27 protein-coding genes and 5 tRNA genes are annotated in these 26,139 nt (G+C 71.0%); 18 read left to right on the forward strand and 14 right to left on the reverse strand.

Annotation, left to right across the window (positions count from 1 at the left end):
- Positions 1 to 26: 26 nt before the first annotated feature.
- The 8 genes from AB0F62_RS05930 to AB0F62_RS05965 form a co-directional block, all read right to left on the reverse strand.
- Positions 27 to 605 carry an ATP/GTP-binding protein gene (locus AB0F62_RS05930; RefSeq protein WP_089224993.1) on the reverse strand — a complete coding sequence of 193 codons (579 nt, stop codon included), beginning with the start codon at positions 603 to 605 and terminating at the stop codon, positions 27 to 29.
- A complete protein-coding gene (locus AB0F62_RS05935; protein WP_361792627.1) occupies positions 586 to 1,155 on the reverse strand; it encodes a DUF742 domain-containing protein in 570 nt (189 codons plus the stop codon). Before AB0F62_RS05935 ends, AB0F62_RS05930 begins: the two co-directional genes overlap by 20 nt.
- A gap of 71 nt (positions 1,156 to 1,226) precedes the next feature.
- Positions 1,227 to 1,640: a roadblock/LC7 domain-containing protein gene (locus AB0F62_RS05940; protein ID WP_018562059.1), complete on the reverse strand. Its 414-nt coding sequence runs from the start codon at positions 1,638 to 1,640 to the stop codon at positions 1,227 to 1,229.
- Positions 1,641 to 1,649: 9 nt separating this feature from the next.
- Entirely contained in the window at positions 1,650 to 4,751 is a 3,102-nt protein-coding gene (locus tag AB0F62_RS05945) for a nitrate- and nitrite sensing domain-containing protein (protein ID WP_361792629.1), read from the reverse strand.
- A 462-nt stretch (positions 4,752 to 5,213) separates the two neighbouring features.
- A complete protein-coding gene (locus AB0F62_RS05950; protein ID WP_078620110.1) occupies positions 5,214 to 5,822 on the reverse strand; it encodes an ATP/GTP-binding protein in 609 nt (202 codons plus the stop codon).
- Positions 5,803 to 6,210, reverse strand: a complete 408-nt coding sequence (locus AB0F62_RS05955) for a DUF742 domain-containing protein (protein ID WP_361792631.1) — start codon at positions 6,208 to 6,210, stop codon at positions 5,803 to 5,805. The genes AB0F62_RS05950 and AB0F62_RS05955 overlap by 20 nt, the downstream gene beginning before the upstream one ends.
- 76 nt (positions 6,211 to 6,286) lie before the next feature.
- A complete protein-coding gene (locus AB0F62_RS05960; RefSeq protein WP_018562063.1) occupies positions 6,287 to 6,700 on the reverse strand; it encodes a roadblock/LC7 domain-containing protein in 414 nt (137 codons plus the stop codon).
- A 9-nt stretch (positions 6,701 to 6,709) separates the two neighbouring features.
- Entirely contained in the window at positions 6,710 to 10,204 is a 3,495-nt protein-coding gene (locus AB0F62_RS05965) for a nitrate- and nitrite sensing domain-containing protein (protein ID WP_361792633.1), read from the reverse strand.
- A gap of 567 nt (positions 10,205 to 10,771) precedes the next feature.
- On the opposite strand from AB0F62_RS05965, the gene AB0F62_RS05970 reads away from it, so the two are divergent.
- The 10 genes from AB0F62_RS05970 to AB0F62_RS06015 all read left to right on the forward strand — a co-directional run bounded on the left by AB0F62_RS05970 (position 10,772) and on the right by AB0F62_RS06015 (position 15,598).
- Positions 10,772 to 10,960, forward strand: a complete 189-nt coding sequence (locus tag AB0F62_RS05970; protein WP_361792635.1) for a hypothetical protein — start codon at positions 10,772 to 10,774, stop codon at positions 10,958 to 10,960.
- Between the two features lie 86 nt (positions 10,961 to 11,046).
- Positions 11,047 to 11,838 carry a fumarylacetoacetate hydrolase family protein gene (locus AB0F62_RS05975; RefSeq protein WP_361792637.1) on the forward strand — a complete coding sequence of 264 codons (792 nt, stop codon included), beginning with the start codon at positions 11,047 to 11,049 and terminating at the stop codon, positions 11,836 to 11,838.
- Positions 11,831 to 13,315 (forward strand): glutamate--tRNA ligase, encoded by a 1,485-nt coding sequence (gene gltX, locus AB0F62_RS05980; RefSeq protein WP_361792639.1) that lies wholly within the window; start codon positions 11,831 to 11,833, stop codon positions 13,313 to 13,315. The genes AB0F62_RS05975 and gltX overlap by 8 nt, the downstream gene beginning before the upstream one ends.
- Before the next feature lie 69 nt (positions 13,316 to 13,384).
- Complete coding sequence (locus tag AB0F62_RS05985; protein ID WP_361792641.1) at positions 13,385 to 14,344, forward strand: RluA family pseudouridine synthase; 960 nt, start codon at positions 13,385 to 13,387, stop codon at positions 14,342 to 14,344.
- Positions 14,345 to 14,353: 9 nt separating this feature from the next.
- Complete coding sequence (locus AB0F62_RS05990) at positions 14,354 to 15,073, forward strand: HAD family hydrolase (protein ID WP_361792643.1); 720 nt, start codon at positions 14,354 to 14,356, stop codon at positions 15,071 to 15,073.
- 88 nt (positions 15,074 to 15,161) lie between these two features.
- Positions 15,162 to 15,233: transfer RNA gene (locus tag AB0F62_RS05995), tRNA-Gln, on the forward strand.
- 17 nt (positions 15,234 to 15,250) lie between these two features.
- Positions 15,251 to 15,323 (forward strand) — tRNA-Glu (locus AB0F62_RS06000).
- A gap of 27 nt (positions 15,324 to 15,350) precedes the next feature.
- Positions 15,351 to 15,423, forward strand: a tRNA-Glu gene (locus AB0F62_RS06005).
- Positions 15,424 to 15,435: 12 nt separating this feature from the next.
- Positions 15,436 to 15,507, forward strand: a tRNA-Gln gene (locus AB0F62_RS06010).
- 18 nt (positions 15,508 to 15,525) lie between these two features.
- Positions 15,526 to 15,598 (forward strand) — tRNA-Glu (locus tag AB0F62_RS06015).
- Positions 15,599 to 15,681: 83 nt separating this feature from the next.
- On the opposite strand, the gene AB0F62_RS06020 is transcribed toward AB0F62_RS06015, so the two are convergent.
- Positions 15,682 to 16,374, reverse strand: a complete 693-nt coding sequence (locus AB0F62_RS06020; RefSeq protein ID WP_361792645.1) for a MerR family transcriptional regulator — start codon at positions 16,372 to 16,374, stop codon at positions 15,682 to 15,684.
- Between the two features lie 102 nt (positions 16,375 to 16,476).
- On the opposite strand from AB0F62_RS06020, the gene AB0F62_RS06025 reads away from it, so the two are divergent.
- Complete coding sequence (locus AB0F62_RS06025; RefSeq protein ID WP_361792647.1) at positions 16,477 to 16,971, forward strand: DUF4188 domain-containing protein; 495 nt, start codon at positions 16,477 to 16,479, stop codon at positions 16,969 to 16,971.
- A gap of 22 nt (positions 16,972 to 16,993) precedes the next feature.
- On the opposite strand, the gene ndgR is transcribed toward AB0F62_RS06025, so the two are convergent.
- Positions 16,994 to 17,710 (reverse strand): IclR family transcriptional regulator NdgR, encoded by a 717-nt coding sequence (ndgR, locus tag AB0F62_RS06030; protein WP_361792649.1) that lies wholly within the window; start codon positions 17,708 to 17,710, stop codon positions 16,994 to 16,996.
- Between the two features lie 160 nt (positions 17,711 to 17,870).
- On the opposite strand from ndgR, the gene leuC reads away from it, so the two are divergent.
- The 4 genes from leuC to AB0F62_RS06050 all read left to right on the forward strand — a co-directional run bounded on the left by leuC (position 17,871) and on the right by AB0F62_RS06050 (position 20,991).
- Positions 17,871 to 19,292 carry a 3-isopropylmalate dehydratase large subunit gene (gene leuC / locus AB0F62_RS06035; protein WP_361792651.1) on the forward strand — a complete coding sequence of 474 codons (1,422 nt, stop codon included), beginning with the start codon at positions 17,871 to 17,873 and terminating at the stop codon, positions 19,290 to 19,292.
- Between the two features lie 5 nt (positions 19,293 to 19,297).
- Positions 19,298 to 19,891: a 3-isopropylmalate dehydratase small subunit gene (gene leuD / locus AB0F62_RS06040; protein ID WP_361792653.1), complete on the forward strand. Its 594-nt coding sequence runs from the start codon at positions 19,298 to 19,300 to the stop codon at positions 19,889 to 19,891.
- A gap of 131 nt (positions 19,892 to 20,022) precedes the next feature.
- Entirely contained in the window at positions 20,023 to 20,256 is a 234-nt protein-coding gene (locus AB0F62_RS06045) for a hypothetical protein (protein ID WP_018562075.1), read from the forward strand.
- A 123-nt stretch (positions 20,257 to 20,379) separates the two neighbouring features.
- A complete protein-coding gene (locus tag AB0F62_RS06050; RefSeq protein WP_361792655.1) occupies positions 20,380 to 20,991 on the forward strand; it encodes an HU family DNA-binding protein in 612 nt (203 codons plus the stop codon).
- 76 nt (positions 20,992 to 21,067) lie between these two features.
- On the opposite strand, the gene AB0F62_RS06055 is transcribed toward AB0F62_RS06050, so the two are convergent.
- Positions 21,068 to 21,286, reverse strand: a complete 219-nt coding sequence (locus tag AB0F62_RS06055) for a hypothetical protein (protein ID WP_361792657.1) — start codon at positions 21,284 to 21,286, stop codon at positions 21,068 to 21,070.
- A 10-nt stretch (positions 21,287 to 21,296) separates the two neighbouring features.
- On the reverse strand, positions 21,297 to 22,070 hold the full coding sequence (gene cofC / locus AB0F62_RS06060; RefSeq protein WP_361792966.1) for a 2-phospho-L-lactate guanylyltransferase: 774 nt from the start codon (positions 22,068 to 22,070) through the stop codon (positions 21,297 to 21,299).
- 290 nt (positions 22,071 to 22,360) lie between these two features.
- Here cofC and AB0F62_RS06065 point away from each other — a divergent pair, with 290 nt between their 5' ends.
- The 3 genes from AB0F62_RS06065 to AB0F62_RS06075 are packed head-to-tail and all read left to right on the forward strand — an operon-like array spanning position 22,361 to position 25,248.
- A complete protein-coding gene (locus AB0F62_RS06065) occupies positions 22,361 to 23,086 on the forward strand; it encodes a lysophospholipid acyltransferase family protein (RefSeq protein WP_361792659.1) in 726 nt (241 codons plus the stop codon).
- Entirely contained in the window at positions 23,083 to 24,084 is a 1,002-nt protein-coding gene (locus AB0F62_RS06070; RefSeq protein WP_361792661.1) for an NAD(P)H-dependent glycerol-3-phosphate dehydrogenase, read from the forward strand. Before AB0F62_RS06065 ends, AB0F62_RS06070 begins: the two co-directional genes overlap by 4 nt.
- Before the next feature lie 27 nt (positions 24,085 to 24,111).
- Positions 24,112 to 25,248 carry a D-alanine--D-alanine ligase family protein gene (locus tag AB0F62_RS06075; RefSeq protein WP_361792663.1) on the forward strand — a complete coding sequence of 379 codons (1,137 nt, stop codon included), beginning with the start codon at positions 24,112 to 24,114 and terminating at the stop codon, positions 25,246 to 25,248.
- Between the two features lie 37 nt (positions 25,249 to 25,285).
- Here AB0F62_RS06075 and AB0F62_RS06080 read toward each other — a convergent pair whose 3' ends face one another.
- Positions 25,286 to 25,750, reverse strand: a complete 465-nt coding sequence (locus AB0F62_RS06080) for a DUF3515 domain-containing protein (protein ID WP_361792665.1) — start codon at positions 25,748 to 25,750, stop codon at positions 25,286 to 25,288.
- Between the two features lie 50 nt (positions 25,751 to 25,800).
- A complete protein-coding gene (locus AB0F62_RS06085; protein ID WP_018562083.1) occupies positions 25,801 to 26,034 on the reverse strand; it encodes an Lrp/AsnC ligand binding domain-containing protein in 234 nt (77 codons plus the stop codon).
- Between the last annotated feature and the right edge of the window lie 105 nt (positions 26,035 to 26,139).

Here is a 26,139-nt window from a genome sequence, read left to right on the forward strand (position 1 = left end):
TCGCGTCGTGCGGGGAGCGGGAGCCGCTACCGCAGGCGCGCCATCAGGGCGTGCTCGACCAGCGTGATGAGCGCGCTCTTCGCCTCGGCGCGGTGCCGGGCGTCCGTGATGATGATCGGCGCCTCGGGGCCGATCTGGAGGGCCTCGCGGACCTCCTCCGGGTTGTACGGCTGGTGCCCGTCGAAGCCGTTGAGGGCGATGACGAAGGGCAGACCGCTGTTCTCGAAGTAGTCGACCGCCGGGAAGCAGTCGGCCAGCCGGCGGGTGTCCACGAGGACGACGGCGCCGATGGCACCGCGGACCAGGTCGTCCCACATGAACCAGAAGCGGTCCTGGCCGGGCGTGCCGAACAGGTAGAGGATCAGGTCCTCGTCCAGGGTGATACGGCCGAAGTCCATCGCCACGGTGGTCGTGGTCTTGTCCGGCGCGTGGGTCAGATCGTCGATGCCCGCCGAGGCGGAGGTCATCACGGCTTCGGTACGCAGCGGGTTGATCTCCGATACGGCACCGACGAACGTGGTCTTGCCCACGCCGAAGCCGCCCGCCACCACGATCTTCGCCGAGGTGGTTGAGCGAGCTGGACCGCTAGAGCTTGCGAAGTCCACTGAGCACCCTTTCGAGCAGTGTCACGTCTGGCTGTCCGCCCGAGGCATCGTCGCCACCGGGCTGGTGAATGGCGACGAGCCCGGCCTCCGCCAGGTCGGCGACGAGGATTCGGGCGACGCCGAGGGGGATGGAGAGGAGCGCGGAGATCTCCGCGACCGACTTGATCTCCCGGCAGAGGATGCAGATCCGCTGGTGCTCCGGCAACTGACCCCGCAACTGCGCCGGGTCGGCGGTCGTGCTGACCAGCGCCTCGATGGCGAGCTGGTAGCGCGGCCGGGTTCGGCCGCCGGTCATGGCATAGGGGCGGACCAGACCGGACGGCGGCTTGGAACGGCCGGCGGCCTGGGACGTCCGTGGCGGTGGCGCCTGGGGGGGTTCGTACGGCTGGATCCTCGGCTGCCGGTGCGACGGCATGGGACCGGGACCTGGGGTTCCCCCTCCGTAGGAAGGGGATGGCTCCTGGCTCGGCGCCGAGGGAAAGTTGAACCGCTTGAGGGGCGGCTGCTGTTGGTGATTGCCGTACTGATCTCCGCCTGGGGGCGTTGCCACGGGTCCTCCTCCAGCTGGGTAGCGCGTCTGAGCACCCTACGGGTACTCAGACGCGCCCGCATGCCTGTCTGTCAGTTGAGCAGGCTGCCCTGCAATTCCGCACGAAGGTCGGGAGTGAGGACATTGCCCGCACGGTCGACCAGCAGGGCCATCTCGTAGCCCACGAGGCCGATGTCGCACTCCGGGTGCGCCAGCACGGCCAGCGAGGATCCGTCCGAGACGGACATGATGAAGAGGAAGCCGCGCTCCATCTCCACGACGGTCTGGTTCACGTGGCCGCCCTCGAAGATGCGGGAGGCACCCGCGGTCAGCGAGGTCAGACCGGAGGCCACCGCGGCCAGCTGGTCCGCACGGTCCCGCGGGAATCCCTCGGACATCGCCAGCAGCAGGCCGTCGGCAGAGACCACAACCGTATGGGAGACCCCTGGGGTCTGGTCCACGAAACTGGTGATCAACCAGTTCAGGTTCTGTGCCGCCTGGCTCATCGGACTCAACTAACGCTCCTGGTGCTTGGGGCCGAAGCCCTGGCCGTTCGTGTCAGTTCCCGCAGTGCGCCCCTGCTGGACGCCGCGCCGCAGATTGCTCAGTCGGCCGCGGACGTCCTCGGGTGCACGGGAGACCATGGGGCCGCCCTGCGGAGTCTGCTGTGCGGTGCCCGGGACCAGGTTGGCCTTGGGGACCCGCCGGGGCAGGCCGGAGGGGGTGACCCCGCCCGCCTTGGGCTTGCGGGCCTGTTCGGCCCGCTGCCAGTTGTCGTCGTTCGTGGAGCGCCACTCGTCGGGCTCCCCGCCCGATGCCGGCGCGGAGGGTGCCGGCTGTGCCGGGAAGCCGTCCGCCGCCTGGGTCTCCGGCGCGGCCGGGCCCGCCGGGCCGGACTGCTGCCATCCGCGGTCGCGGCGCGGAAGGCCCGCGTCGGTGACCGAGGAGTGCAGCGGGCCGGAGGTCGGACCCGGTCGGTCGAAGCCTACGCGCTCCGGGGCCTCGAAGGGGACGGCAGTCGCGGAATCGGCTCCGCCCTGGGCCGGGAAGGCCGGCGGCTGGGCCGTCTGCGGCAGGTCGCCGCCGGGCATCGCCGTCCACTCCTGCTGGGCGTAGCCGTTCTGCTGCTGCCACTCGTCCTGGGCGTAGCCGTTTTGCGGAGCTGCGTAGCCCTGCTCCGCGTAGCCGCCGTCGGAGAACGCGGTCTCCTGGAACGCGGGCTGCGCGTCGAAGCCGTGCTGCTCCTGGTAGGGCTGGGCCTGCGGCTCAGGGAAGCTCTGCCCGTCGAAGCCGTTCGCCGGGTAGCCGTTGTCCTGGTAGCCGTTGTCCGGGAAGGGGGTCTCCTGGAAGGCGGCCTCGGAGCCGGGCTCCTGGAAGCCCTGCTCCTGAGCGTCCTCCGGGAACGGCGGGCGCTCACCGGTGCGGTCGCCGGCCGCGGCCTCGAGCTGGGCCCGGCGCTGGTCGCGCATGAGGGAGCGGCCGACCGGGTCGAGCGCGCGGGCGTCGTTCGGGACCTCGAGGCGCTCGTAGCGGGTGTCGTCGAAGCCGAGCTCCGCGGCGGTCGGCGCGTAGGCGGCGAACTGCTCGGTCTCGTGCTCCGGCACGATCCGGGACACGGTGAAGTCGTCCTCGAGCGGGACCTCCTCGCCACCGCCACCGTGGGTGATCGGCTCGGGGAGCATGACCAGGGAGGTCGTGCCGGCCTGCTCGCCGGACGGGCGGAGCTGCACCCGGATGCCGTGCCGGTCCGCGAGGCGGCCGACCACGAACAGACCCATGCGCTTGGAGATCGACGCGTCGACGGTCGGCGGGTCGGCCAGCTTGTGGTTGATGTCCGCGAAGTCCTCGGCGGTGAGGCCGATGCCCTTGTCGTGGATCTCCACCATCACGCGGCCGTCGGGCAGCCGGGTCGCGGTGACGCGCACCTTGGTCTGCGGCGAGGAGAACGTCGTGGCGTTCTCCAGCAGCTCGGCCAGCAGGTGCACGAGGTCGGTCACGGCGGTGCCGTGGATGTCGGTGTCCGGGATGCCGACCAGCTCGATGCGCGCGTACGCCTCCACCTCGGAGGCCGCGGCGCGGAGCACGTCGACCAGCGGGACCGGCTGGTTCCAGCGGCGGCCGGGCTCCTCGCCGGCGAGGACCAGGAGGTTCTCGCCGTTGCGGCGCATGCGGGTCGCCAGGTGGTCCAGCTTGAAGAGGTTCTCCAGCTGGTCCGGGTCCGCCTCGTTGTTCTCCAGGTCCGTGATCAGCGTCAGCTGGCGCTGGATGAGGCCCTGGTTGCGGCGGGAGAGGTTGGTGAAGATCGCGTTGACGTTGCCGCGGAGCAGGGCCTGCTCGGCGGCGAGCCGCACGGCCTCGCGGTGGATCTGGTCGAAGGCGCGGGCGACCTCGCCGATCTCGTCGTTCGAGGTGATCGGGATGGGCTTGACGCGGGTGTCGACCTTGCCCGGGTCGGTGCGGGAGAGCTGGTCGACCAGCCCCGGCAGGCGCTGCTCGGCGACCTCGAAGGCCGCGGTGCGCAGCCGGCGCATGCTGTTGCTCATCGAGCGGGCCACCATCGCGGCCACGATGAAGGCGATGATCAGCGCGATCAGCACGACGGCGGAGTTGACGATCGCCTCGATGCGGGCGCTGTCGGCGATGTCGCTCGAGTCGTTGTACGCCTGGTCGGCCAGGTGCTGCTCGACGCTCTTGTACGCCTCGAAGGCGAGGGTGTTCGCGGCGAACCAGCTCTCCACGGTCACGCCCTGGCTCTTGAGCTGCTCGGGGCTGGCACCGGACGCGATCTTCGTGATCATGTCCTCGATCGCCGGCGGCGGGTCGAACTGACGGCCTGCCGCCTTGGCCGCCTCGGCGGCCCGGACGGCCTGCTCCTTGCCCTTTTCGAGGGCGGCGGCCTGGGCGTCCTGGAGTCGCTGGTAGTCGGCGTCGGTGCCGCCGCCCCGGTACTCCTCGAGGGCGACCTGCTGCAGGTAGGCGTACGAGGTGAAGGCGGTGAGCTGGCGCTTCAGTTCGCCCTCGGCGAGCTTGCTGCGGTCCTCGACGAGCAGGTGGGTCCCGATGGACCGGGTGAGCGACTCGGCGGCCTTGGCCAGCTCGAGCGCGTACAGCGTGCGGCCGTAGGAGGCGACGCTGGTGGTGCCGAAGCCCAGCTCGTTCGCGAGCTCCATCAGCGGGTGCTGGACCTCGACGTACTTCTCTTCGGTCTGCACGCCCGTGAGCTGCCGGGTGAAGGCGGTGTCGCGCAGCTTCGCGAGGACCTTCTCGCCCTCGCGGATGTTCGCCACGCGGCGCTGCAGCCGGTCGCTCACGGGGAGCTCGGCGACGGTGGCGTCGAACTTCGCGGCGGCCTGGTCGGTGGCCGCGCGGGTCTGGACGACGACCTTGTTCTCCCTGTCGCCCGCGAGGAGGGGAACAACGCTGTGATCGCGCTCGTTCAGGATGGCGTTGGCGTAGTCCACGGCGGCCCGCACGGCGTTGGCGGTACGCACCGCGTCGTCGGCGTCCTGCCAGGTCTTCACCGAGTTCTGCACCCGGAAGCCGCCGAAGACGAGGGCGACCAGCACCGGGATGAGGAGGATGACGTTCAGACGGGTGGCCACCCGCCAGTTGCGCATGGCCCATCGGCTGCCCGGGCCGGTCACCGACTCGGGGGCGGCGACGGCCTCGGGGGCATCGGCCGGGGCCGTGCCGTGTCGCGCAGGCGGGGTGAAATTGCCACGCGGGTGGTCCGCGGGACCCGGCTCTGCTCGCCTCGTGTTCCTCACTCGACCAACAACCTCTCGGCGACGGCGCCGGCGGCGCCGTTCCTACTCTCGGGTTTCGATGAATTCCAGCACGTCATGGGGGTGCTCCACAAACGTCCGCGGAGGACGCGGAAGCCATGATCAGACGCCGGTTAAAAGGGGCATAAGCGTAAAGCGGTGGCAATTCACTGAGTAGATGTATGCGCAGTGAAGCCGACTGGGAGCAGGCGGTGTTCGGGATGTTCCGATTCGCGGTCGAAACGTTATGAACAGAAGGACCGGCCATGTCAAAAGACACAGCCGGTCCATACGCGAAGTGGCAAGCTGGAACGCTTACTTGAGACGAGCGAGCAGCGCGTGTTCCACGAGCGTGATAAGCGCGCTCTTCGCCTCGGCGCGGTGCCGGGCGTCCGTGATGATGATCGGTGCGTCCGGGCCGATCTGCAGGGCTTCCCGGACCTCATCGGGTGTGTACGGCTGGTGACCGTCGAATCCGTTCAGCGCGATGACGAACGGCAGACCGCTGTTCTCGAAGTAGTCGACCGCCGGGAAGCAGTCGGCCAGTCGGCGGGTGTCGACCAGGACGACGGCGCCGATGGCACCGCGGACCAGGTCGTCCCACATGAACCAGAAGCGGTCCTGACCCGGCGTACCGAACAGGTACAGGATCAGGTCGTCGTCGAGCGTGATACGGCCGAAGTCCATGGCCACGGTCGTCGTTGTCTTGTCGGCCACATGCGTCAGATCGTCCACGCCCGCGGACGCCGAGGTCATCACGGCCTCCGTGCGGAGCGGGTTGATCTCCGAGACCGCGCCGACGAACGTGGTCTTGCCCACGCCGAAGCCACCCGCCACCACGATCTTGGCCGAGGTGGTGGAGCGGGCCGCGGGCGGCGCACCGTACGCCGCCTGCTGCCCCGGCCTAGAGCTTGCGAAGTCCACTGAGCACCCTTTCGAGCAGTGTCACATCAGGCTGTCCGCCGGCCTCGCCACTGCTCGGCTGGTGGATGGCGACCATACCGGCCTCAGCCAGGTCGGCCACCAGAATCCGGGCCACCCCCAGCGGGATCCCCAGCAGTGCGGAGATCTCGGCGACCGACTTGATCTCCATGCACAGGTGGCAGATGCGCTGGTGTTCGGGGAGCAGCCCCTGGTAGGCACTCGGGTCCGCGGAGGTGCTGACCAGTGCCTCGATGGCGAGCTGGTAGCGCGGCCGGGTGCGACCACCGGTCATGGCGTACGGCCGCACCAGCGGCTGGTCGCCTTCGCCCCCGTACGGCGCATGGTGGGGCGCGCCGTACGGGCCGGGCGAGGCGGGCGGCGGGGTCATGAATGGTCCTCCGGGTAAGAGCGGACGCGTGTCGCGAGTAGTCATGGGGCGTGCATTCGGCTGGGCTCCGGGGAGCTCAGCCCATCAGGCTGCCTTGGAGTTCTGCGCGCAGGTCGGGGGTGAGAACGGCGCCCGCTCGGTCGACGAGCAGGGCCATCTCGTAGCCGACGAGGCCGATGTCGCACTCGGGGTGCGCCAGTACGGCCAACGAGGATCCGTCGGAGACCGACATCAGGAGGAGGAAGCCGCGCTCCATCTCCACGACGGTCTGGTTGACGCTGCCGCCCTCGAAGATGCGGGACGCGCCCGCGGTCAGCGAGGTGAGGCCGGAGGCCACCGCCGCCAGCTGGTCGGCGCGATCACGGGGGAAGCCCTCGGACATGGCAAGCAGCAGGCCGTCGGCGGATACGACCACGGTGTGGGACACCCCGGGGGTGTTGTCCACGAAGTTGGTGATCAACCAGTTCAGATTCTGTGCCGCCTGGCTCATCTGACTCAACTAACGCTCCTGCTGGTGAGTGGTGCCAAAGCCGCGGCCGTCGGTAGCTCCCGTACCGGCCTGGCGGCCCTGCTGGATACCGCGACGGAGGTTGGTCAGGCGTCCGCGCACGTCGTCGGGGGCCCGGGAAATCTGCGGACCGCCCTGTGGGGCTTGCTGGGGAGCACCGGCTCCCGGGACGAGATTGGCCTTGGGGACCCGCCGAGGCAGACCGGAGGGGGTGACCCCGCCGGCGGACGGCTGGCGCACCTGGCCGGCGCGCTCCCACACCTCGTCGTTGGGCGAGGACCGCCACGACGCCGGCTCGCGGCGCGGAGGCTGCGCGGGCTGCGGCGGCTGCTCGGCGCGGACCCGCTGAGGTGCGGGCTGCTGCGGGTGCTGCTGCGGCGCGGGCTGCTGCGGGCGCTGCGGCGGCCGGGTGGGCGCTGCGGCGCTGGGGCTGCTGCCGTTCTGCTGCGGGACGACCGGGCCGCGCTCGACGTGCACCTGCTGCATGCGCTCCGCACGACCGGTGCGGAACCAGTCCGACTCGAGGGAGTCGAAGATCGGGCTCGACTCGTCCGAGCGGACCGGCGCCGGCGGCAGTGCCATCGGCTCGCTGGCGGCGGGCAGCGGCTGCCGGTCGGCCTGCGGGGCCGCGGGCCGTTGCTGCTGCTGGCCGGCAGCGGGTCCCTGGGCGTACGGGCCTCCGTGCCGCGGTCCCTGCGGTGCCGCCGGAGCGGGCGCCGGGGTCTGCGGGGTGGCCGGACGCTGGAAGACGTCGCTGCGGGTGAACTGGCCCGGCTGCTGCGCGGGGGCGGCGGCCGGGGCCTGGCCGCCGTGCTGCGGGCCGTACTGCGACTCGCCGTACTGCGACTGACCGTACTGGGTCTGGCCGTACTGCGACTGGTCGTACTGCTGCTCGCCGTACTGCGGCGGGGTGTGCGGCATCGCGTTGAAGTCCGGGCGCTCGAACTGCGCCGTGGACTCCAGGTCCTCGTGACCGCGCGGCATGTCCGCCTCGGGGCCGTGGGCGGCACCCATCGGCTGCGGCGCCGCGTGGCGCTGCGGAGGAGCGGCGGGCCGCTGCGGCTGCTGAGGCTGCTGCTGCTGCGGCGGCCGGCCCTGGCCACCGGGGACCTGCTCGTTGGCCCAGCTCGGGCCCGAGCGCTGCGGGGCCGGCGCGGCCGGCCGCTGGCCGGGCGCCGAAGGCCCGCCGGGCCCGGCAGGACGGCCGCCCTGCGGACCGGTACCGGGGCCACCGGGGCCGGAGTTGAGGGCCGGACGCGGCGCGGCGCCGGGCATCTGCCCGCGCTGCGGACCGCGGTTCATACCGGCCAGACCCGTGCCCGCGCCGGCGCCCATGGCGGCGGGGCCGCCCTGAGCCGCCGGGGCGCCGCCCGGCTGCTGGCCGCGGTTGCCCGCGCCGGGCTGCGGCTTGGCGCCGCCCTGGGTGACGTCCACCGGCAGCATGACGAGCGCGGTGGTGCCGCCCGAGTCGGACGGACGGAGCTGGATCCGGATGCCGTGTCGCAGGGATAGGCGGCCGACCACGAACAGACCCATGCGGCGGGAGACGGAGACGTCCACCGTCGGCGGATTGGCGAGCCGCTCGTTGATGTCGGCGAGGTCCTCCGGGGAGAGGCCGATGCCGGTGTCGTGGATCTCGATCAGCACGCGGCCGTCGGGCAGCGCGTGACCGGTGACCCGCACCTTGGTCTGCGGCGAGGAGAACGAGGTCGCGTTCTCCAGCAGCTCTGCGAGCAGGTGGACGAGGTCGTTGACGACGCGGCCGGTGACTTCCACCGACGGCACCGAGGTGAGCTCGATGCGCTCGTACTGCTCCACCTCGGAGGCCGCGGCGCGGAGGACGTCGACCAGCGGGACCGGGCGGGTCCAGCGGCGGCCGGGCTCCTCGCCCGCGAGGACGAGGAGGTTTTCGCCGTTCCGGCGCATACGGGTCGCGAGGTGGTCGAGCTTGAAGAGGCTGGACAGCTGGTCCGGGTCGGCCTCGCGGGACTCCAGTTCGGAGATCAGGCTCAGCTGACGCTGGATCAGGCCCTGGCTGCGGCGCGAGAGGTTGGTGAACATCGCGTTGACGTTCCCTCGCAGCAGCGCCTGTTCGGCGGCGAGACGGACCGCCTCGCGGTGGACCTCGTCGAACGCGCGGGCCACCTGGCCGATTTCGTCGCGGGTGTGGATGCCGATCGACTCGACCGAGGTGTCCACGTCCTGCGGGTCGGACTCGGAGAGCTGCTTGACCAGCTCGGGCAGCCGCTTCTGGGCGACTTCCTGAGCGGTGTCCTGCAGCCGGCGCAGCGAGCGGACCATGGAGCGGGCGACGACGAAGGCGCCGACGACCGAGATGCCGAGCACGAGGAGGATCAGCGCACCGCTGATGATCGCCTCTTGCTGGGCCTCGTCGCGCAGCTTCAGGGCCTGCTGCTGCATCTCCTGGAGGAGGTGCTGCTCGATCTGGCTCATGACGCCGAGCTTGGTCTTGGCGAGGTCGTCCCAGTCCCGGTAGGTGCCGGTGAAGTTCTGGATGCTCGCCTCGGAGGCCGTGATGCGGTCGGCCTGCTCGTTGAGGTTGGTGATGGTGTCGTTGCCGCCGTTGAGGCCCTTGAGGAGCTCCTCGGCGTTCGACCGGCCGTAGATCTGGCTGAACTGCTTCAGCTCCGTGCCCTCGGAGCGGCGGGCGCCCTGGACGAAGCGGAAGTCGTTGGGGCTCAGCTGCGAGTCGTTGGCCAGCGCGGCGCTGATGACGGCGCGTTGGATGGAGTCGTACTCCTTGGCGGCCGAGAACGCCGCCAGCGCGCGGGTACTGGCGATCATGTTCGGGTTGCCGGTCGCCTCGGCCATCTGCTGGGAGAGGTCGATCAGCGACTGGATGAGGGCGTCGTACTCGCTGACCGTCACCGAGATGTAGTCGCCCTGCTCGTACGAGCGGTCCCGGATCGCCTGCAGTGTGCCGAGCTGACGGTTGATCGCGGTCAGCGAGGCGTTGACGCCCGTGAGGTCGGGGGAGACCTCGTTGGCGGCACCGATGAAGGCCTCGCGTGCCAGCTTGGTCTTCTCGCGCGCGGCGAGAATGTCGTCGTCTTTCGGGTCACTGGGCTTGCTGGACAGCGGGCCGGCCGAGACGTCGCGCTCGTCCTGGAGCGCGGCGGCCAGTTTGGTCGCCTGCTCCGTGAGGTCGGTCAGGGACGTCATGGCGTCCAGCTGCTGCACGTTCTCCAACGAGCTCTGGATGCGCAGCGCACCCAGCGTGGTCGCGGCGACCACCGGCAGCGCAAGCAGGGACACCAGACGAGTGCTGATGCGCCAGTTGCGCATGGCTATTCGAGAGCCGTGCTTCGGTCCGGTGTGCACACCGAACCCCGGCGTGACGACGTCTTGTCCGCCCGCGGTTCCGGCGTCTGCGGTTTCATCCCGGCGGGTGGGACCGGTGTCGGCCCCACCGCGCTGCTCCGGGTCGCCCGCAGCGCCGCCATCCCTCTTGAAACGTCCCTGCACTAGCGTCGCAACCTCTGGACCAGGCGTCCCCCGCACGGGCGGCAGGACGGTGTCGAGTCTTCGGAGTCCCGCCCTCCCCGGCGGATACCCATTGGCCGCCGCCGCTTCGGCGATCGCACGCTCCCCCCTGCGCGCCGGCATCTGTTGATACGGCGGTCCGGGGAATTTCAGCACAGTGCCGGACGTCCAACAAGGGCCGACAGGTTTCGAGTGGAATACGTGACTCAGTGCGTCCGGAGGATCACGCGGTGTCGGTGCGCTTTCGGATGTCTTCCGGCAATCCGGGCTTTCCTCGCGGTGGATGGGGTCCTCCGGCCGGCGCCCGGCTGCCGCCAACCGGGGGTGAAGAGTCCGGATGGGCCGTGATGTCGGGTTCGGTGGTATCGATGGGCTGCCCGATTCGCCGTGCTTGTCCGGTGGTTCGTGAGCAAAATCACAGACCGTCAGTTGTATTGGTCATCCGGATGGGGGAATGGGCGCCGATAGATTGACGTTTGACACAGCCGTGTACTACGTCAACCGCGCCTTGCGGGGCGCCCGGTAACAACGCGAGGTTCTGACCGCCCCATGAAGACGACCATGATCATGCGACCCATAGCCAACCCGCGCCGCACCACCCTCGCGCACCTGACCGACGCCGAGGACACGCGGACCGCAGAGGTCGCACCGGCCGTCGAGGGCGCGGAGGCCGTCGTGCTGCCCCGCCAGACCGCCAACCCCCGCCGTACCGTCCTGAAGGACCTGCCGACCGCCTGAGCCGCGGCTCGGCGGGCGGGGCCGGCGGCCACCCCCCGGGATAACCTGGAGCGTCAGTCTCCGGCCAGTGAGGTGAGCTGCTTCCCGTGCGCATCGCCAGGTTCTCCATCGACGGCAATGTCGCCTTCGGCGTCGTCGAGGGCGACGAGTCCGTCCCGGACGGACTCGTCCTCGACATCATCAAGGGCATCCCGTTCGCCGAGTACGAGCGCTCCGGTACCAAGGTGCCGCTGAGCAAGGTCCGGCTGCTGCCGCCCGTGCTCCCCAGCAAGGTCGTCGCGATCGGCCGGAACTACGCCGAACACGCGGCGGAGCTGGGCAACGAGGTCCCGGAGGTGCCGGTCGCCTTCTTCAAGCCGTCCACCTCGGTCATCGGCCCCGGCGACCCGATCGTGTACCCCTCCTTCTCGCAGGAGGTGCACCACGAGGCCGAGCTCGCCGTCGTCATCGGCCGCATGTGCCGCGAGGTCCCGCGCGACCGCGTCGCCGAGGTCGTCCTCGGCTACACCTGCGCCAACGACGTCACCGCGCGGGACGCCCAGAAGGCCGAGAAGCAGTGGGCCCGCGCCAAGGGCTTCGACTCCTCGTGTCCCCTCGGTCCCTGGATCGAGACGGATCTCGACCTCGCCGCCGCGAACGACCTCGCCGTCACCGCGACCGTCAACGGCGAACCGCGTCAGTCCGGCCGCACGAGCCAGATGATCCGCTCCATCGAGGACCTGATCGTGCACGTCACCGAGGCCATGACGCTGCTCCCGGGCGACGTCGTCCTCACCGGCACCCCGGCGGGTGTCGGCCCGCTCCACGTCGGCGACGAGGTCGCCGTCACCATCGAAGGCATCGGCACTCTCACCAACAAGGTGATCAAGCGTGACTAGCGCAGCTCCCGTACGCGTACGTTTCTGCCCCTCGCCGACCGGCAACCCCCACGTGGGCCTGGTCCGCACCGCCCTGTTCAACTGGGCGTTCGCCCGGCACCACCAGGGCACCCTCGTCTTCCGCATCGAGGACACCGACGCCGCCCGCGACTCGGAGGAGTCGTACCAGCAGCTGCTGGAGGCCATGCGCTGGCTCGGCTTCGACTGGGACGAGGGCCCCGAGGTCGGCGGCCCGCACGCGCCCTACCGGCAGTCGCAGCGCATGGACGTCTACAAGGACGTCGCCGCCAAGTTGCTCGAGAGCGGCCACGCCTACAAGTGCTACTGCACCACCGAGGAGCTGGACGAGCGCCGCGAGGCCGCCCGCGCCGCCGGCCGCCCCTCCGGCTACGACGGCCACTGCCGCGACCTCACCGCCGAGCAGGTCGAGGCGTACGAGCGCGAGGGGCGCGAGCCCATCGTCCGCTTCCGCATGCCCGACGAGACGATCACCTTCACCGACCTGGTGCGCGGCGAGCTGACCTTCACCCCGGACAACGTGCCCGACTACGGCATCGTCCGGGCCAACGGCGCCCCGCTGTACACGCTGGTCAACCCGGTCGACGACGCGCTGATGGAGATCACGCACGTGCTGCGCGGCGAGGACCTGCTCTCCTCCACCCCGCGCCAGATCGCGCTCTACCGCGCGCTCGCCGAGATCGGCGTCGGCAACGGCACCACCCCGCTCTTCGGGCACCTGCCGTACGTCATGGGCGAGGGCAACAAGAAGCTGTCCAAGCGCGACCCGCAGTCCTCCCTCAACCTCTACCGGGAGCGCGGCTTCCTCCCCGAGGGACTGCTGAACTACCTGTCGCTGCTGGGCTGGTCGCTCTCCGCCGACCGCGACGTGTTCTCCGTCCAGGAGATGGTGGCGGCCTTCGACATCGACGCGGTCAACGCCAACCCGGCGCGCTTCGACCTCAAGAAGGCCGAGTCGATCAACGGCGACCACATCCGCCTGCTGGACGTGAAGGCGTTCATCGAGGCCTGCGGCCCGTGGCTGAAGGCCCCGTTCGCCCCCTGGGCGCCCGAGGCCTTCGACCGGGCCGCCTTCGAGGCGATCGCACCGCACGCCCAGACCCGGCTGACCGTGCTCTCCGACATCACCGACAACGTCGACTTCCTCTTCCTCGACGCGCCGGTGGCGGACGAGGCGTCCTGGGAGAAGGCGATGAAGGACCCGGCCGCCGCCTCCGCGCTGCTCACCACCGCGCGCGAGAACCTCGCCGCGGCCGACTGGAACGCCGAGGCCCTGAAGACCGCCGTCCTCACCGCCGGCGAGGCGCACGGCCTCAAGCTCGGCAAGGCCCAGGCGCCGGTCCGGGTCGCCGTCACCGGCCGCACGGTCGGGCTGCCGCTCTTCGAGTCCCTCGAAGTCCTCGGTCGCGAGCGCACCCTGGCCCGCGTCGACGCCGCCCTGGCGAAGCTGGCCGGCTGACCGGTCCACGCCGATCCGCCCCGGGCCCTTCTCCAGGAGCCCGGGGCGGCACGATTCCCGGACGACGTCATGCGCCGCAGGACCAGACCCCCGAGCCCCCCGCTGCCCCAGCGTCGCGGGGTCGACCCGGTACGGCTGCGGCTGCCCGGCACCGGGACCTGGGCGTCGGTCCGCGAGCACCTGGTGGCCAGGCTCGGCGCGGCGGTACCCCCCGCCCGTATCGACGCGATGTTCGCGGCCGGTGAGGTGCACGGCGCCGACGGCCCCCTCGCCCCCGACGCCGCCTACCGGCCGGGCGCGTACATCTGGTTCCACCGGGAGCCGCCGGAGGAGGTCCCGGTGCCCTTCGGCATCGACGTGCTCCACCGGGACGAGCGGCTGCTCGTCGTCGACAAGCCGCACTTCCTCGCCACCACCCCGCGCGGCGGACACATCGTGGAGACGGCGCTGACCCGCTTGCGCCACGACCTCGGCCTGCCCGAGCTCAGTCCGGCCCACCGGCTCGACCGGCTGACGGCGGGCGTGGTGATGTTCGTGATCCGCCCCGAACTGCGCGGCGCCTACCAGACGATCTTCCGCGACCGGCTGGTGCGCAAGGAGTACGAGGCCGTGGCCCGGCATGACCCCGGCCTGGCGCTGCCGTGCACGGTCGAGAGCCGGATCGAGAAGGAGCGCGGCGTGATGGCCGCCCGGGAGGTGCCCGGCGAGCCCAACGCCCGCAGCCACGTGGAGCTGCTGGAGCACCGGGACGGCCTTGCCCGGTACCGGCTCCGCCCCGAGACCGGGCGCACCCACCAGCTGAGGGTCCACATGAACTCCCTCGGAGTACCGATCCTCGGCGATCCCGTCTACCCGCACGTCCTGCCGGACGCCGCGCCCGGCGATTTCTCCCGGCCGCTGCAGCTGCTGGCCAGGGTCCTGGAGTTCGACGACCCCGTGACCGGCGAGCGACGCCGTTTCGTCAGCCGCCGGACGCTGTTCACCCGGTATCCGCCGGACGCCGGCGTCGCGGGCGGGACCCCGGGCTAGAGTCGGCATATGCCGATCCGCGCCGTGCTCTGGGACATCGACGACACGATCTTCGACTACTCGGGAGCCGAGCGGGCGGGCGCGCTGCGTCATCTGGAGGACGAGGGCCTGCTCGGCGCGTTCGGCGGCGAGGAGCCGGCACTGCGGACGTGGCGCGAGGTGATGGAGACGCACTACGCGCGCTTTCTCGCCGGGGAGCTGACCTTCCCGGAGCACCGCAGGGAACGGGCCCGGGCCTTCCTCGGGCCATCCGTGAGCGACGCGGCGGCCGACGCCTGGTTCGCGGCCTACTACGTGCACTTCGAGGCGGCCTGGGCGGTCTTCCCGGATGTCGTCCCGGCCCTGGACGCCCTGACACCGGGCTACCGGCACGGCCTGCTGTCCAACTCCAGCACCGCCCACCAGGAGCGCAAGCTGACCCGGCTCGGACTGCGGGGCCACTTCGAGTGCCTGGTCTGCTCGCAGGAACTGGGGCACGCCAAGCCCGCGCCGGAAGCCTTCCTGGGCGCGTGCGCGGTGCTGGGCCTGCCGCCGGAGGAGGTCGCGTACGTCGGGGACAAGGCGGACACCGACGCACGCGGGGCGGACGCCGCGGGCCTGTACGGAGTGTGGCTGGACCGTACGGGCTCCGTCACCGCACCCGACCTGCGGCGGATCACGGGGCTCGCGGAGCTGCCCGCACTTCTGGCGGCGGATACTCGTTTTGGAGCCCCGTCACCGATCGGGTAATGTTCTTCCTGCGCCGCCCGGGCGGGCCGAAAAGGCCGGCACGGGGAGCGTGACCAAACAAAACCCCCCACGGGGGGTTGAGTTTTGGTGGGGTATGGTGTAATTGGCAGCACGACTGATTCTGGTTCAGTTAGTCTAGGTTCGAGTCCTGGTACCCCAGCGCAGAGTTTCTGCAAAGCCCCCGTTGTGTAGCGGCCTAGCACGCTGCCCTCTCAAGGCAGTAGCGCCGGTTCGAATCCGGTCGGGGGTACTGATCTCTCTCGCAGGGATCGCTAGGGCCCCCGTTGTGTAGCGGCCTAGCACGCCGCCCTCTCAAGGCGGTAGCGCCGGTTCGAATCCGGTCGGGGGTACTTGACACACCATGGGGTATGGTGTAATTGGCAGCACGAGTGATTCTGGTTCATTTAGTCTAGGTTCGAGTCCTGGTACCCCAGCGTATTTCCACAAGGCTTGCCCCCGTTGTGTAGCGGCCTAGCACGCCGCCCTCTCAAGGCGGTAGCGCCGGTTCGAATCCGGTCGGGGGTACACCGAGGAGAGGCCCTCCGCTTCGGCGGGGGGCCTCTTCCGTTTTCGCGCGGCCCCTTTCGTCCGGCCGCGTTCACGCGGCGTCATCCCGCGCCGTCCGGAATCGTGCGGCATCGTCCGGCTTCCTCCGCGTCGTCGTCTCCGAAGCGGCGCCGTGACTCCTCGGCCTCCGCGAGCCGGCGCAGGCCGAGCAGCACGGGCTCGTAGAGCACCGTGAGCGTCACCGCGGCGGCCGCCTGTTCCAGTGGGGTGTCGTAGGTCTCGACCAGATCCAGGTCGTGGACGGCCTGTTGGGCGGCGAGTCGCGCGTAGGGCGCCAAGTGCCGTGCGCCGCTGGGGTATCCGAGGCGGGTCAGGGCGGCGACCGCCGTGACGAGCATCCGGTACGCGGGGGAGGGGCCGTGCTCCTCGCTGCCGTAGCGCCAGCCGAGTTCGGCCATCAGCCGGTCCACCTCGCGGCGGGCCGTGGTGGTCGCCGGGTCGTCCTCGTCGGGCTCCGGGCCGTGCGGCAGGGCGAAGGTGGCGGCGCCGAGCCGCTTGTGCTGGTTGAGCGACTCGTCCTCCACCGCGGCGAGCACCTGCCGCGCGGTGGCCACCGGCACCTTGCCGATCTGGATCAGCGCTCGTACGAACCGCAGCCGGCGCAGGTGCTCCTCCCCGTACTCCGCCTGCGTGGCCGTGACCCGGCGGCCGGGCGGGAGCAGGCCCTCGCGCAGGTAGTACTTGATCGTGGCCGTCGCCACTCCGCTGCGTTCACTCAGCTCCGCCAGCCGCATTCCCTTGCGCCTTTCACTGGATAGTGCCACTATCTAAACATGGATAGTGACGCTATCCAACCGCTCCGTGCAGCGGTTCGCAGGGCTGAACAGGGGAGAAGCATGTCCGCACAGGTGAATCCGGGGCGCCACACCGCCGCCGCCGAGGGCGACGTCGTCGTCTTTCTGATCGGGATGCGGATCAACCGCCTGTGGGCGCTGCGCAGCTGGCTGCCGGTGTTCACGGCCATGCCGCGGATGCTCAGGGAGCTGTCGCGGGACAAGGGCAGCGGCTTCCTCGGCTACCGCCTGCTGTTCGGCGGCCGGGTGATCTGCGTCCTGCAGTACTGGTCCACGAAGGAGCAGCTCTTCTCCTACGCGGCGCAGCAGGACAAACAGCACCGGCCCGCGTGGACGGCGTTCAACCGCCGGGCGCGGGCCGGCAAGGGGCGGGTGGGGATATGGCATGAGACATACGCCGTGCCCGCGGGCTCGTACGAGTCCGTCTACGTCGACATGCCGGGCTTCGGCCTGGGAGGCGTGGCCGGGGTCGTCCCGGTGGGCCGCCGCGGTGAGACGGCGGCCCAGCGGCTGAAGGCGGGGGAGCGGGCGGCGTGAGAGGGGCGCGCGGTGCGGCGGTTCAGCCGGTGCGGCGCAGCGCCTCGGACAGGCGGGCCGCCGCGTCGACGACGGCCTGGGCGTGCATGCGCCCGGGGTGCCGGGTCAGCCGCTCGATCGGGCCGGAGACGGACACCGCGGCCACCACGCGGTTGGACGGGCCGCGTACCGGCGCCGAGACGGAGGCCACGCCCGGCTCGCGCTCGCCGATCGACTGGGCCCAGCCGCGGCGCCGCACTCCGGAGAGCGCGGTGGCGGTGAAGCGCGCCCCCTGAAGGCCGCGGTGGAGCCGCTCGGGCTCCTCCCAGGCCATGAGGATCTGGGCGGCGGATCCCGCCTTCATCGGCAGCGTCGAGCCGACGGGCACGGTGTCCCGCAGTCCGGACAGCCGCTCGGCGGCGGCCACGCAGATGCGCATGTCGCCCTGGCGGCGATAGAGCTGGGCGCTTTCGCCGGTCACGTCGCGCAGATGCGTCAGCACCGGGCCGGCGGTGGCCAGCAGGCGGTCCTCGCCCGCCGCGGCGGCGAGTTCGGACAGTCGCGGGCCGAGGATGAAGCGCCCCTGCATGTCGCGGGCCACCATCCGGTGGTGCTCCAGGGCGACGGCGAGGCGATGCGCGGTCGGGCGGGCGAGACCCGTGGCGCCCACGAGACCGGCCAGGGTGGCCGGGCCGGACTCGAGCGCGCTGAGCACCAGAGCCGCCTTGTCGAGAACGCCGACGCCACTACTGTTGTCCATGAAACGATACTCGCGTCTCACTCTGTGAAACGCAAGTTCAATTTTCCCGTGAACGCGGCACGCTGGATGGACAGGGCCGGAGCGCCCACTCCCCACAAGGGGGTGGACACGCACGGCAACGACGAACAGGCCGGCAGCGCGGCCGGTCGGAGGGAATGCGATGGCCAGGACACTCGCGGAAAAGGTCTGGGAGGATCACGTCGTACGGCGCGCCGAGGGCGAGCCCGACCTCCTCTTCATCGACCTGCACCTACTCCACGAGGTCACCAGCCCGCAGGCCTTCGACGGTCTGCGGATGAACGGCCGTCCGGTGCGCCGGCTGGACCTCACCATCGCGACCGAGGACCACAACACCCCCACCCTCGACATCGACAAGCCCATCGCCGACCCGGTCTCGCGTACCCAGCTGGAGACGCTGCGCAAGAACTGCGCCGAGTTCGGGGTGCGGCTGCACCCGCTGGGCGACGTCGAGCAGGGCGTGGTGCACGTCGTCGGTCCGCAGCTGGGCCTGACGCAGCCGGGTATGACGGTGGTCTGCGGTGACAGCCACACCTCCACCCACGGCGCCTTCGGCGCGCTGGCGTTCGGTATCGGCACCAGCCAGGTCGAGCACGTGCTGGCCACCCAGACCCTGCCGCTGGCCCCGTTCAAGACCATGGCGATCACCGTCGACGGCGAACTGCCCGACGGCGTCACCGCCAAGGACCTGATCCTGGCGATCATCGCCAAGATCGGCACCGGCGGCGGCCAGGGCTATGTCATCGAGTACCGGGGCTCGGCCATCGAGAAGCTCTCGATGGAGGCCCGGATGACCATCTGCAACATGTCGATCGAGGCGGGCGCGCGGGCCGGCATGATCGCCCCCGACCAGACCACCTTCGACTACCTGCAGGGCCGCCCGCACGCTCCTGAGGGCGCGGACTGGGACGCCGCGGTCGCGTACTGGAAGACGCTGAAGACCGACGAGGACGCCGTCTTCGACCACGAGGTCGTCATCGACGCCGCCTCACTGTCCCCGTTCGTCACCTGGGGCACCAACCCCGGCCAGGGAGCACCGCTGAGCGCCTCCGTGCCGGACCCGGGCTCCTTCCAGGACCCCAGCGACCGCCTGGCCGCCGAGAAGGCCCTGGAGTACATGGGCCTGGAGCCCGGCACGCCGCTGCGCGAGGTGAAGGTCGACACCGTCTTCGTCGGCTCCTGCACCAACGGCCGCATCGAGGACCTGCGCTCCGCCGCGTCGATCGTCAAGGGCCGCAAGGTCGCCGACGGTGTGCGGATGCTGGTCGTGCCCGGCTCGGTCCGGGTCGCCCTGCAGGCCGTGGAGGAGGGCCTGGACAAGGTCTTCAAGGAGGCCGGCGCCGAGTGGCGGCACGCGGGCTGCTCGATGTGCCTGGGCATGAACCCCGACCAACTGGCTCCCGGTGAGCGCTCCGCGTCCACCTCCAACCGCAACTTCGAGGGACGGCAGGGCAAGGGCGGCCGGACCCACCTGGTGTCGCCCCAGGTCGCGGCCGCCACCGCGGTCACCGGCCACCTCTCGTCCCCCGCCGATCTGTCCGGCGCCGTCGTCCTGGAGGCCTGAGCACGATGGAAGCTTTCACCACGCACACCGGCCGCGCCGTTCCGCTGCGCCGCAGCAACGCCGACACCGACCAGATCATCCCGGCCCACTGGCTGAAGAAGGTCACCCGCAACGGCTTCGAGGACGGCCTGTTCGAGGCCTGGCGCAAGGACCCCGAGTTCGTGCTCAACCGGCCCGAGCGCCAGGGCGCGACCGTCCTGGTCGCCGGCCCCGACTTCGGCACCGGTTCCTCCCGCGAGCACGCGGTGTGGGCGCTGCAGAACTACGGTTTCAAGACCGTCATCTCCTCGCGCTTCGCCGACATCTTCCGCGGCAACTCGTTGAAGAACGGCCTGCTCACCGTGATCCTCCCGCAGGAGACGGTGGAGAGGCTGTGGGAGCTCACCGAGGCCGACCCCTCGGCCGAGATCACCGTCGACCTCGAGACCCGCGAGGTCCGCGCCGAGGGCATCACCGCCCCCTTCGAGCTGGACGACAACGCCCGCTGGCGGCTGCTGAACGGCCTGGACGACATCAGCCTCACCCTGCAGAACGAGGCCGACATCGCCGCGTACGAGGCCAAGCGCCCCTCCTACAAGCCGCAGACCCTGCACGCCTGACCGGAGCGGCCGCCCCGCGGCCATCCCTTCCGGCACCTTCCGCAGCGCCCCCCGCCCCACCGGCGGGGGGCGCTGCGGCGTGTTCGGCCCCACACCTCGTGACAACTCACCGCAGATGACACAATCGGCACATGGAACACGATGGCCAACTCGAGCTGTACGGGTTCCTCGCTGCCAGGTTGAAGCAGGCCCACACCCGGGTGGCGGGTCTGCAAGTGCCGGAGGACGTCAGGATGCAGTTGACCCGGCGGCTGCTCGTCATCACCGCCGCCGCGAAGCACGATCTCGCGGGTGCGGCAAGGCGTCTGGAGGAACTGATGAAGGACCTCGACGAAGGCCGATTCCCCGATCAAAGGTCTTCCTGAGCCCCGAGTTCGTTGCGGCACAAGGGTGATTCGCCCGTTTCGTATTTGATTTGCGGTATATATCCGCCTAGCGTGCGAAAAAGCCCGAACTTCATCGCCGGGCAAGTTTCCGAAGGGGAAGACGTGAACAAGGCGCAGCTCGTTGAAGCGATTGCCGACAAGCTCGGCGGCCGTCAGCAGGCCGCGGACGCGGTCGACGCCGTCCTGGACGCGATCGTCCGCGCGACGGTGGGCGGGGACCGGGTCTCGGTCACCGGCTTCGGCTCGTTCGAGAAGGTGGAGCGTCCCGCCCGCTACGCCCGCAACCCCCAGACCGGGGAGCGGGTCCGGGTCAAGAAGACCTCCGTCCCGCGCTTCCGCGCCGGTCAGGGCTTCAAGGACCTGGTCAGCGGGTCGAAGAAGCTCCCCAAGGTCGGCGAGGTCTCCGTCAAGAAGGCGCCCAAGGGCAGCCTGACCGGCGGCGTCACCGCCAAGGCCACGACCAAGAAGGCCGCCGCGAAGAAGACGACGGCCAAGAAGGCCACCGCGGCCAAGGCGACGGCGGCGAAGAAGGCCACCGCCGCCAAGACCACCGCGAAGAAGGCCACCGCCGCCAAGACCACGGCGGCGAAGAAGGCGACCGCCAAGAAGACCACGGCGAAGAAGGCGACCGCCAAGAAGACCGCCCCGGCCAAGAAGGCGCCGGCCAAGTCCGCGGCGCGGAAGACCGCCACCAAGCGGGCCGCCAAGCGGTAGGGATTCCGCGGAGCCGCACACGCCGACGGGCCGGGTACCCCTGACTCAGGGGCGCCCGGCCCGTGCCGTCATGTCCTCAGGCTCCCGGGTCCGGGAAGGTCTGCAGCGTCACGAAGACCACCCGGCGGCCGTCCCCGGCGCCCTCCGTGCGGATCCGCACCCGCTGACCGGGCCGCAGCAGCCGCAGTCCCCCGGCGTCGAACGCCGCCGCGTCGAACGGCAGCGGCGTCCCGTCGTCCAGCAGCACGCTGCCGGCGCGGGTCTCGGGGTCGTAGGTGTACGCGGTGGCCTGCATGGGCCTCAGCCTAGCGGGCGCCGCTACCCGGGGCCGGGGCGCCGGCGGCCCTGCACCCGGCCGCTTTGGACCCCGCGGCCTCGGACGTTGCGGCCTCGGAGTCCCCGGCCGCGGAGTCGGGGGCGCCGTTCGCCGTGGCGCCGTCTCCCGGCGCCGCCCGAAGTCCGGCCCGCAGCAGTGCCCGCGTACGGGGTCCGACCCCCAGCGCCAGGGCGGCGGCCAGGTCCTCGCCCGTATCGACGTCCCGGCGCACGGAGTCCACGTCCGGCAGGACGATCTCGCGGGCTCCTGAGGCCCGGTGGCGGGCCCGTGACGGCCCTCCGAAAGCCGGCACGAGGGGGATCCCGGCGGTGGCGGCCAGCAGCGTCGTGCCGATTCCGGCCGCGTCGGCCAGAAACGCCCGCCCTGGGCGCCGGGCGGCCGCACGGAGCACCGCGGCCAGTTCGGCGGGCCGCAAGGCCGGGAGATCGGCGTTCAGGGCCGCCACGGCGGCCCCGGGGTGCCGTGCCCGCACCGCGTCGGCGCCGTGCCGCAGCGCGGCGTTGAGCCCGGCCGCGGGCGAGTCCGCCCGGATCCGCGCCCCGAGCGCCGAGAGCGCGGCCGAGGCGAGCGGATCATCGGTGACGACCGTCACATTCCGGACGGCTTCGCAGGCGAGCGCGGCGGCCACCGTGTCCTGCGCGAAGGCCAGCGCCAGCCCGGGCCGTACGGGGCCGACGGCCTCCGCGAGACGGCTCTTGGCGGCGGCCAGCGGCTTCAGCGGGACGACGAGCGACCATTCCACGGGTGGCGACACCGAACTATTGTGCTCGGGTCCCCCGGGCCCATCGCCACCCTGCCCCCCAACCCCCCTTCCCGGAGGCCCGCCTCCGGGTGCACGATCTCCCTGGTACGCGCCCGGGCCTTCTGGCCTCGGCGCTTTCGCCGGGGCGCACCCTCTGGGCCCTTCGCCCTGGCGTTACCGTGGCCCTACCGGCGACACTTGTGCGGCCATACCGGCCGCACGGTGCCGCCGACCACAGCAGGCCGCGATCCGGTGATCCCGGGTCGGCGGCGGAACGAGGAGGAGTTCTGGTGTCCCGCCGCAGAATCGGCTTCTGGTACCGGCTGGCAGCCGTCATCGCGAAACCGCCGCTTGTCGTTCTCTTCAAGCGGGACTGGCGCGGAATGGAGCACATTCCGGCCCAGGGCGGATTCATTACCGCGGTCAACCACAACTCGTACCTCGACCCGCTGTCGTACGCGCATTTCCAGTACAACAGCGGCCGGGTCCCGCGCTTCCTGGCGAAGGCCCCCCTGTTCAAGCCCGCCTTCGTCGGCGCGATACTGCGCGGCACCGGCCAGATCCCGGTCTACCGGGAGAGCACCGACGCGGCCAACGCCTTCCGGGCCGCCGTGGACGCCATCAACTCCGGCGAGTGCGTCGCCTTCTACCCGGAGGGCACGCTGACCCGGGATCCCGAGATGTGGCCGATGGTGGGCAAGACCGGCGTCGCGCGCGTCGCGCTGATGACCAAGGCCCCCGTGATCCCGGTCGCCCAGTGGGGCGCCAACGAGGCGATGCCCCCGTATGCCAAGGACAAGAAGGTCCGGCTCTTCCCGCGCAAGACCCTCCGGGTCGTCGCCGGGCCGCCGGTGGATCTGTCGGCGTTCTACGGCCAGGAGGCCAGCGCCGACGTACTCAAGGACGCCACCGACACCATCATGGCCGCGGTGAGCGAGCTGCTGGGCGAACTGCGCGGTCAGACTCCGCCCGCCGAGCGCTTCGACCCGCGCAAGCAGAGGGGGATCACCAAGTGACGACGCGCTGCGCGGTCTACGGCGCGGGCTCGTGGGGCACCGCCTTCGCGATGGTGCTCGCCGACGCCGGTGCCCAGGTGACCATGTGGGGGCGCCGCCCCGAGGTGGTCGAGGCCGTCAACAGCACGCGCACCAACCCGTACTACCTGCCCGGGACGGAGCTGCCGGCGACGATCACCGCCACCACCGATCCCGCGGAGGCCGCACGGGACGCGGAGTTCGTGATCCTGTCCGTACCGTCGCAGACGCTGCGCGGCAACCTGGCCGAGTGGCAGTCGCTGCTGCCCCGCGACTCCGTGCTGGTCAGCCTGATGAAGGGCGTCGAACTCGGCACCGCCAAGCGGATGAGCGAGGTCATCGAGGAGGTCGCCAAGGCGGGCCCGGAGCGCGTGGCCGTGCTGTCCGGTCCCAATCTGGCCAAGGAGATCGCCGCCCGGCAGCCCGCCGCGTCGGTCGTCGCCTGCCGCGACGAGGCGGTGGCCAAGCGGCTGCAGGCCGCGAGCCACACCGCGTACTTCCGTCCGTACACCAACACCGACGTCGTCGGCTGTGAACTCGGCGGCGCGGTCAAGAACGTGATCGGCCTCGCCGTCGGCATCGCCGACGGCATGGGCCTGGGAGACAACACCAAGGGCTCGCTGATCACGCGCGGCCTGGCGGAGACCACCCGGCTCGGCATCGCGCTGGGCGCCGACCCGCTCACCTTCTCCGGTCTCGCCGGTCTCGGCGACCTGGTCGCGACCTGCTCCTCGCCGCTGTCGCGCAACCACACCTTCGGCTTCAACCTCGGCAAGGGCATGACGCTGGAGGAGACCATCGCGGTCACCCGGCAGACCGCCGAGGGCGTCAAGTCCTGCGAGTCGGTGCTCGACCTGGCCCGCCGGCACGGCGTCGACATGCCCATCACCGAGACCGTCGTCGACATCGTGCACAACGGTAAGCAGCCCGTCGTCGCGGTCAAGGAGCTGATGTCGCGCTCCGCGAAGTCGGAGCGCTGACGTCCGGAACGGTAAGGTCAACGCGACATGAGCAATCAGCCTTCTTCCCGCAAGCCGCGCGTCGCTGTCGTCTTCGGCGGACGCAGCTCCGAGCACGGCATCTCGGTCGTCACCGCAGGCGCCGTCCTGAGCGCGATCGACCGCGACAAGTACGACGTGCTGCCGATCGGCATCACCACCGACGGCCGTTGGGCGCTCACCGCCGACGACCCGTCCCGGATGGCGATCACCGACCGCGCGCTCCCCGGCGTCGCACAGCTCGCCGAGTCCACCGACGGCTCGGTGCTGCTGCCCGTCGACCCGGCCAACCGCGAGGTCGTCTACAGCGAGCCCGGCTCGGTGCCCAAGGCGCTCGGCGACGTCGACGTCGTCTTCCCCATGCTGCACGGGCCCTACGGCGAGGACGGCACCCTCCAGGGCCTGCTGGAGCTCTCCGGAGTGCCCTACGTCGGCTCCGGCGTGCTCGCCTCGGCCGTCGGCATGGACAAGGAGTACATGAAGCGGGTCTTCACCTCCTTCGGCCTGCCGGTCGGCCCGTACGTGGTGATCCGCCCCCGCGAGTGGGAGCAGGACCCCGCCGCGGCCCGCAAGAAGGTCGTGGACTTCGCCGCCGACCACGGCTGGCCGGTCTTCGTGAAGCCCGCCCGCGCCGGCTCTTCCATGGGCATCAGCAAGGTGGCCGACCTCTCCGCCCTGGACGAGGCGATCGAGGAGGCCCGCCGGCACGACCCCAAGGTGCTGGTGGAGTCGCTGCTGAGCGGTCGCGAGATCGAATGCGGCGTCCTGGAGTTCGAGGACGGCCCGCGCGCGTCCGTCCCCGCGGAGATCCCGCCGGTCACGGCGCACGACTTCTACGACTTCGAGGCGAAGTACATCGACTCCGCCGAGGGCATCGTGCCCGCCCCGCTGACCCCGGAGCAGACCGCCGAGGTGCAGCGGCTCGCCGTGGCCGCCTTCGACGCGGCCTCCTGCGAGGGCCTGGTCCGCGCGGACTTCTTCCTGCAGGACGACGGCGAGTTCGTGATCAACGAGATCAACACCATGCCGGGCTTCACGCCGATCTCCATGTACCCGCGCATGTGGCGGGAGAGCGGCGTCGGCTACGCGGAACTGGTGGACCGGCTGATCCAGGCCGCGCTCCGGCGCTCCACCGGCCTGCGCTGAGCCCCGCCGGACCGCCGGAAGCGGTCCTTCGGGGCCGTCAGAGCTCGGAGGGGATCGTGGTCTCGACGGCGTGCCCGAGGTCGGTCAGCGGATCGACCTCGGGCTTGTAGCTGTCCGGGACGGTCACCTCGACGAAGGCCCTGCGGCCGGTCGTCGTGAAGCGGTAGCCGTCGCCGGTCTGCTCGATGAGCCAGCTCACCCCGTTGACCTCGACCGCGTCCGCGGTGGGGTTGTACGTGGCGCTGCCCGGCGTCAGCATCTCGGGTCGGGGCACGCCGCAGCGCAACACCACCGTAGGATCCCCCCATCCGGCGGTGAGCTCGGAGACGGGGCTCAGCGACCGCTTCGACAGGCCGTCGACCTTCTTCGGCAGTGCGTCGTGCAGCGCGCCGCACAGCCGGGCGGCCTGGGTGGGGGGCGACGGGACGGCGACCCCGCCCCCGGCACCGCCGGAGGCGGAAATCCAGACCGCCGCCGCGGACAGGCACGCGACGGCGGACACGGAGACTAGCGCGACCCGGCGGTACATCACCCGCCGAGCTTACAGGGGGCCTAGAGATGGACGACCGGACAGGTCAGCGTGCGGGTGATCCCCTCCACCTGCTGCACTTTCGCCACCACGAGGCGCCCCAGGTCGTCGACCGTGTCAGCCTGGGCACGCACGATCACGTCGTACGGGCCGGTGACGTCCTCGGCCTGGATGACCCCGGAAATCTTGGAGATCACCTCCGCTACTGCCGAGGCCTTCCCAACCTCGGTTTGAATCAGAATGTACGCCTGTACCACGGAACCTCCAGGGCGGCTACGAGGATCATGTGGGAGGGAACGTCACGGTACCGCGTCGCCGCATGCCGCGGGGAGACCCGCGCGGTACCGGCCGCGCGAAAGCAG

The organism is Streptomyces sp. NPDC026673, from assembly GCF_040638135.1.
GTDB lineage: Bacteria > Actinomycetota > Actinomycetes > Streptomycetales > Streptomycetaceae > Actinacidiphila.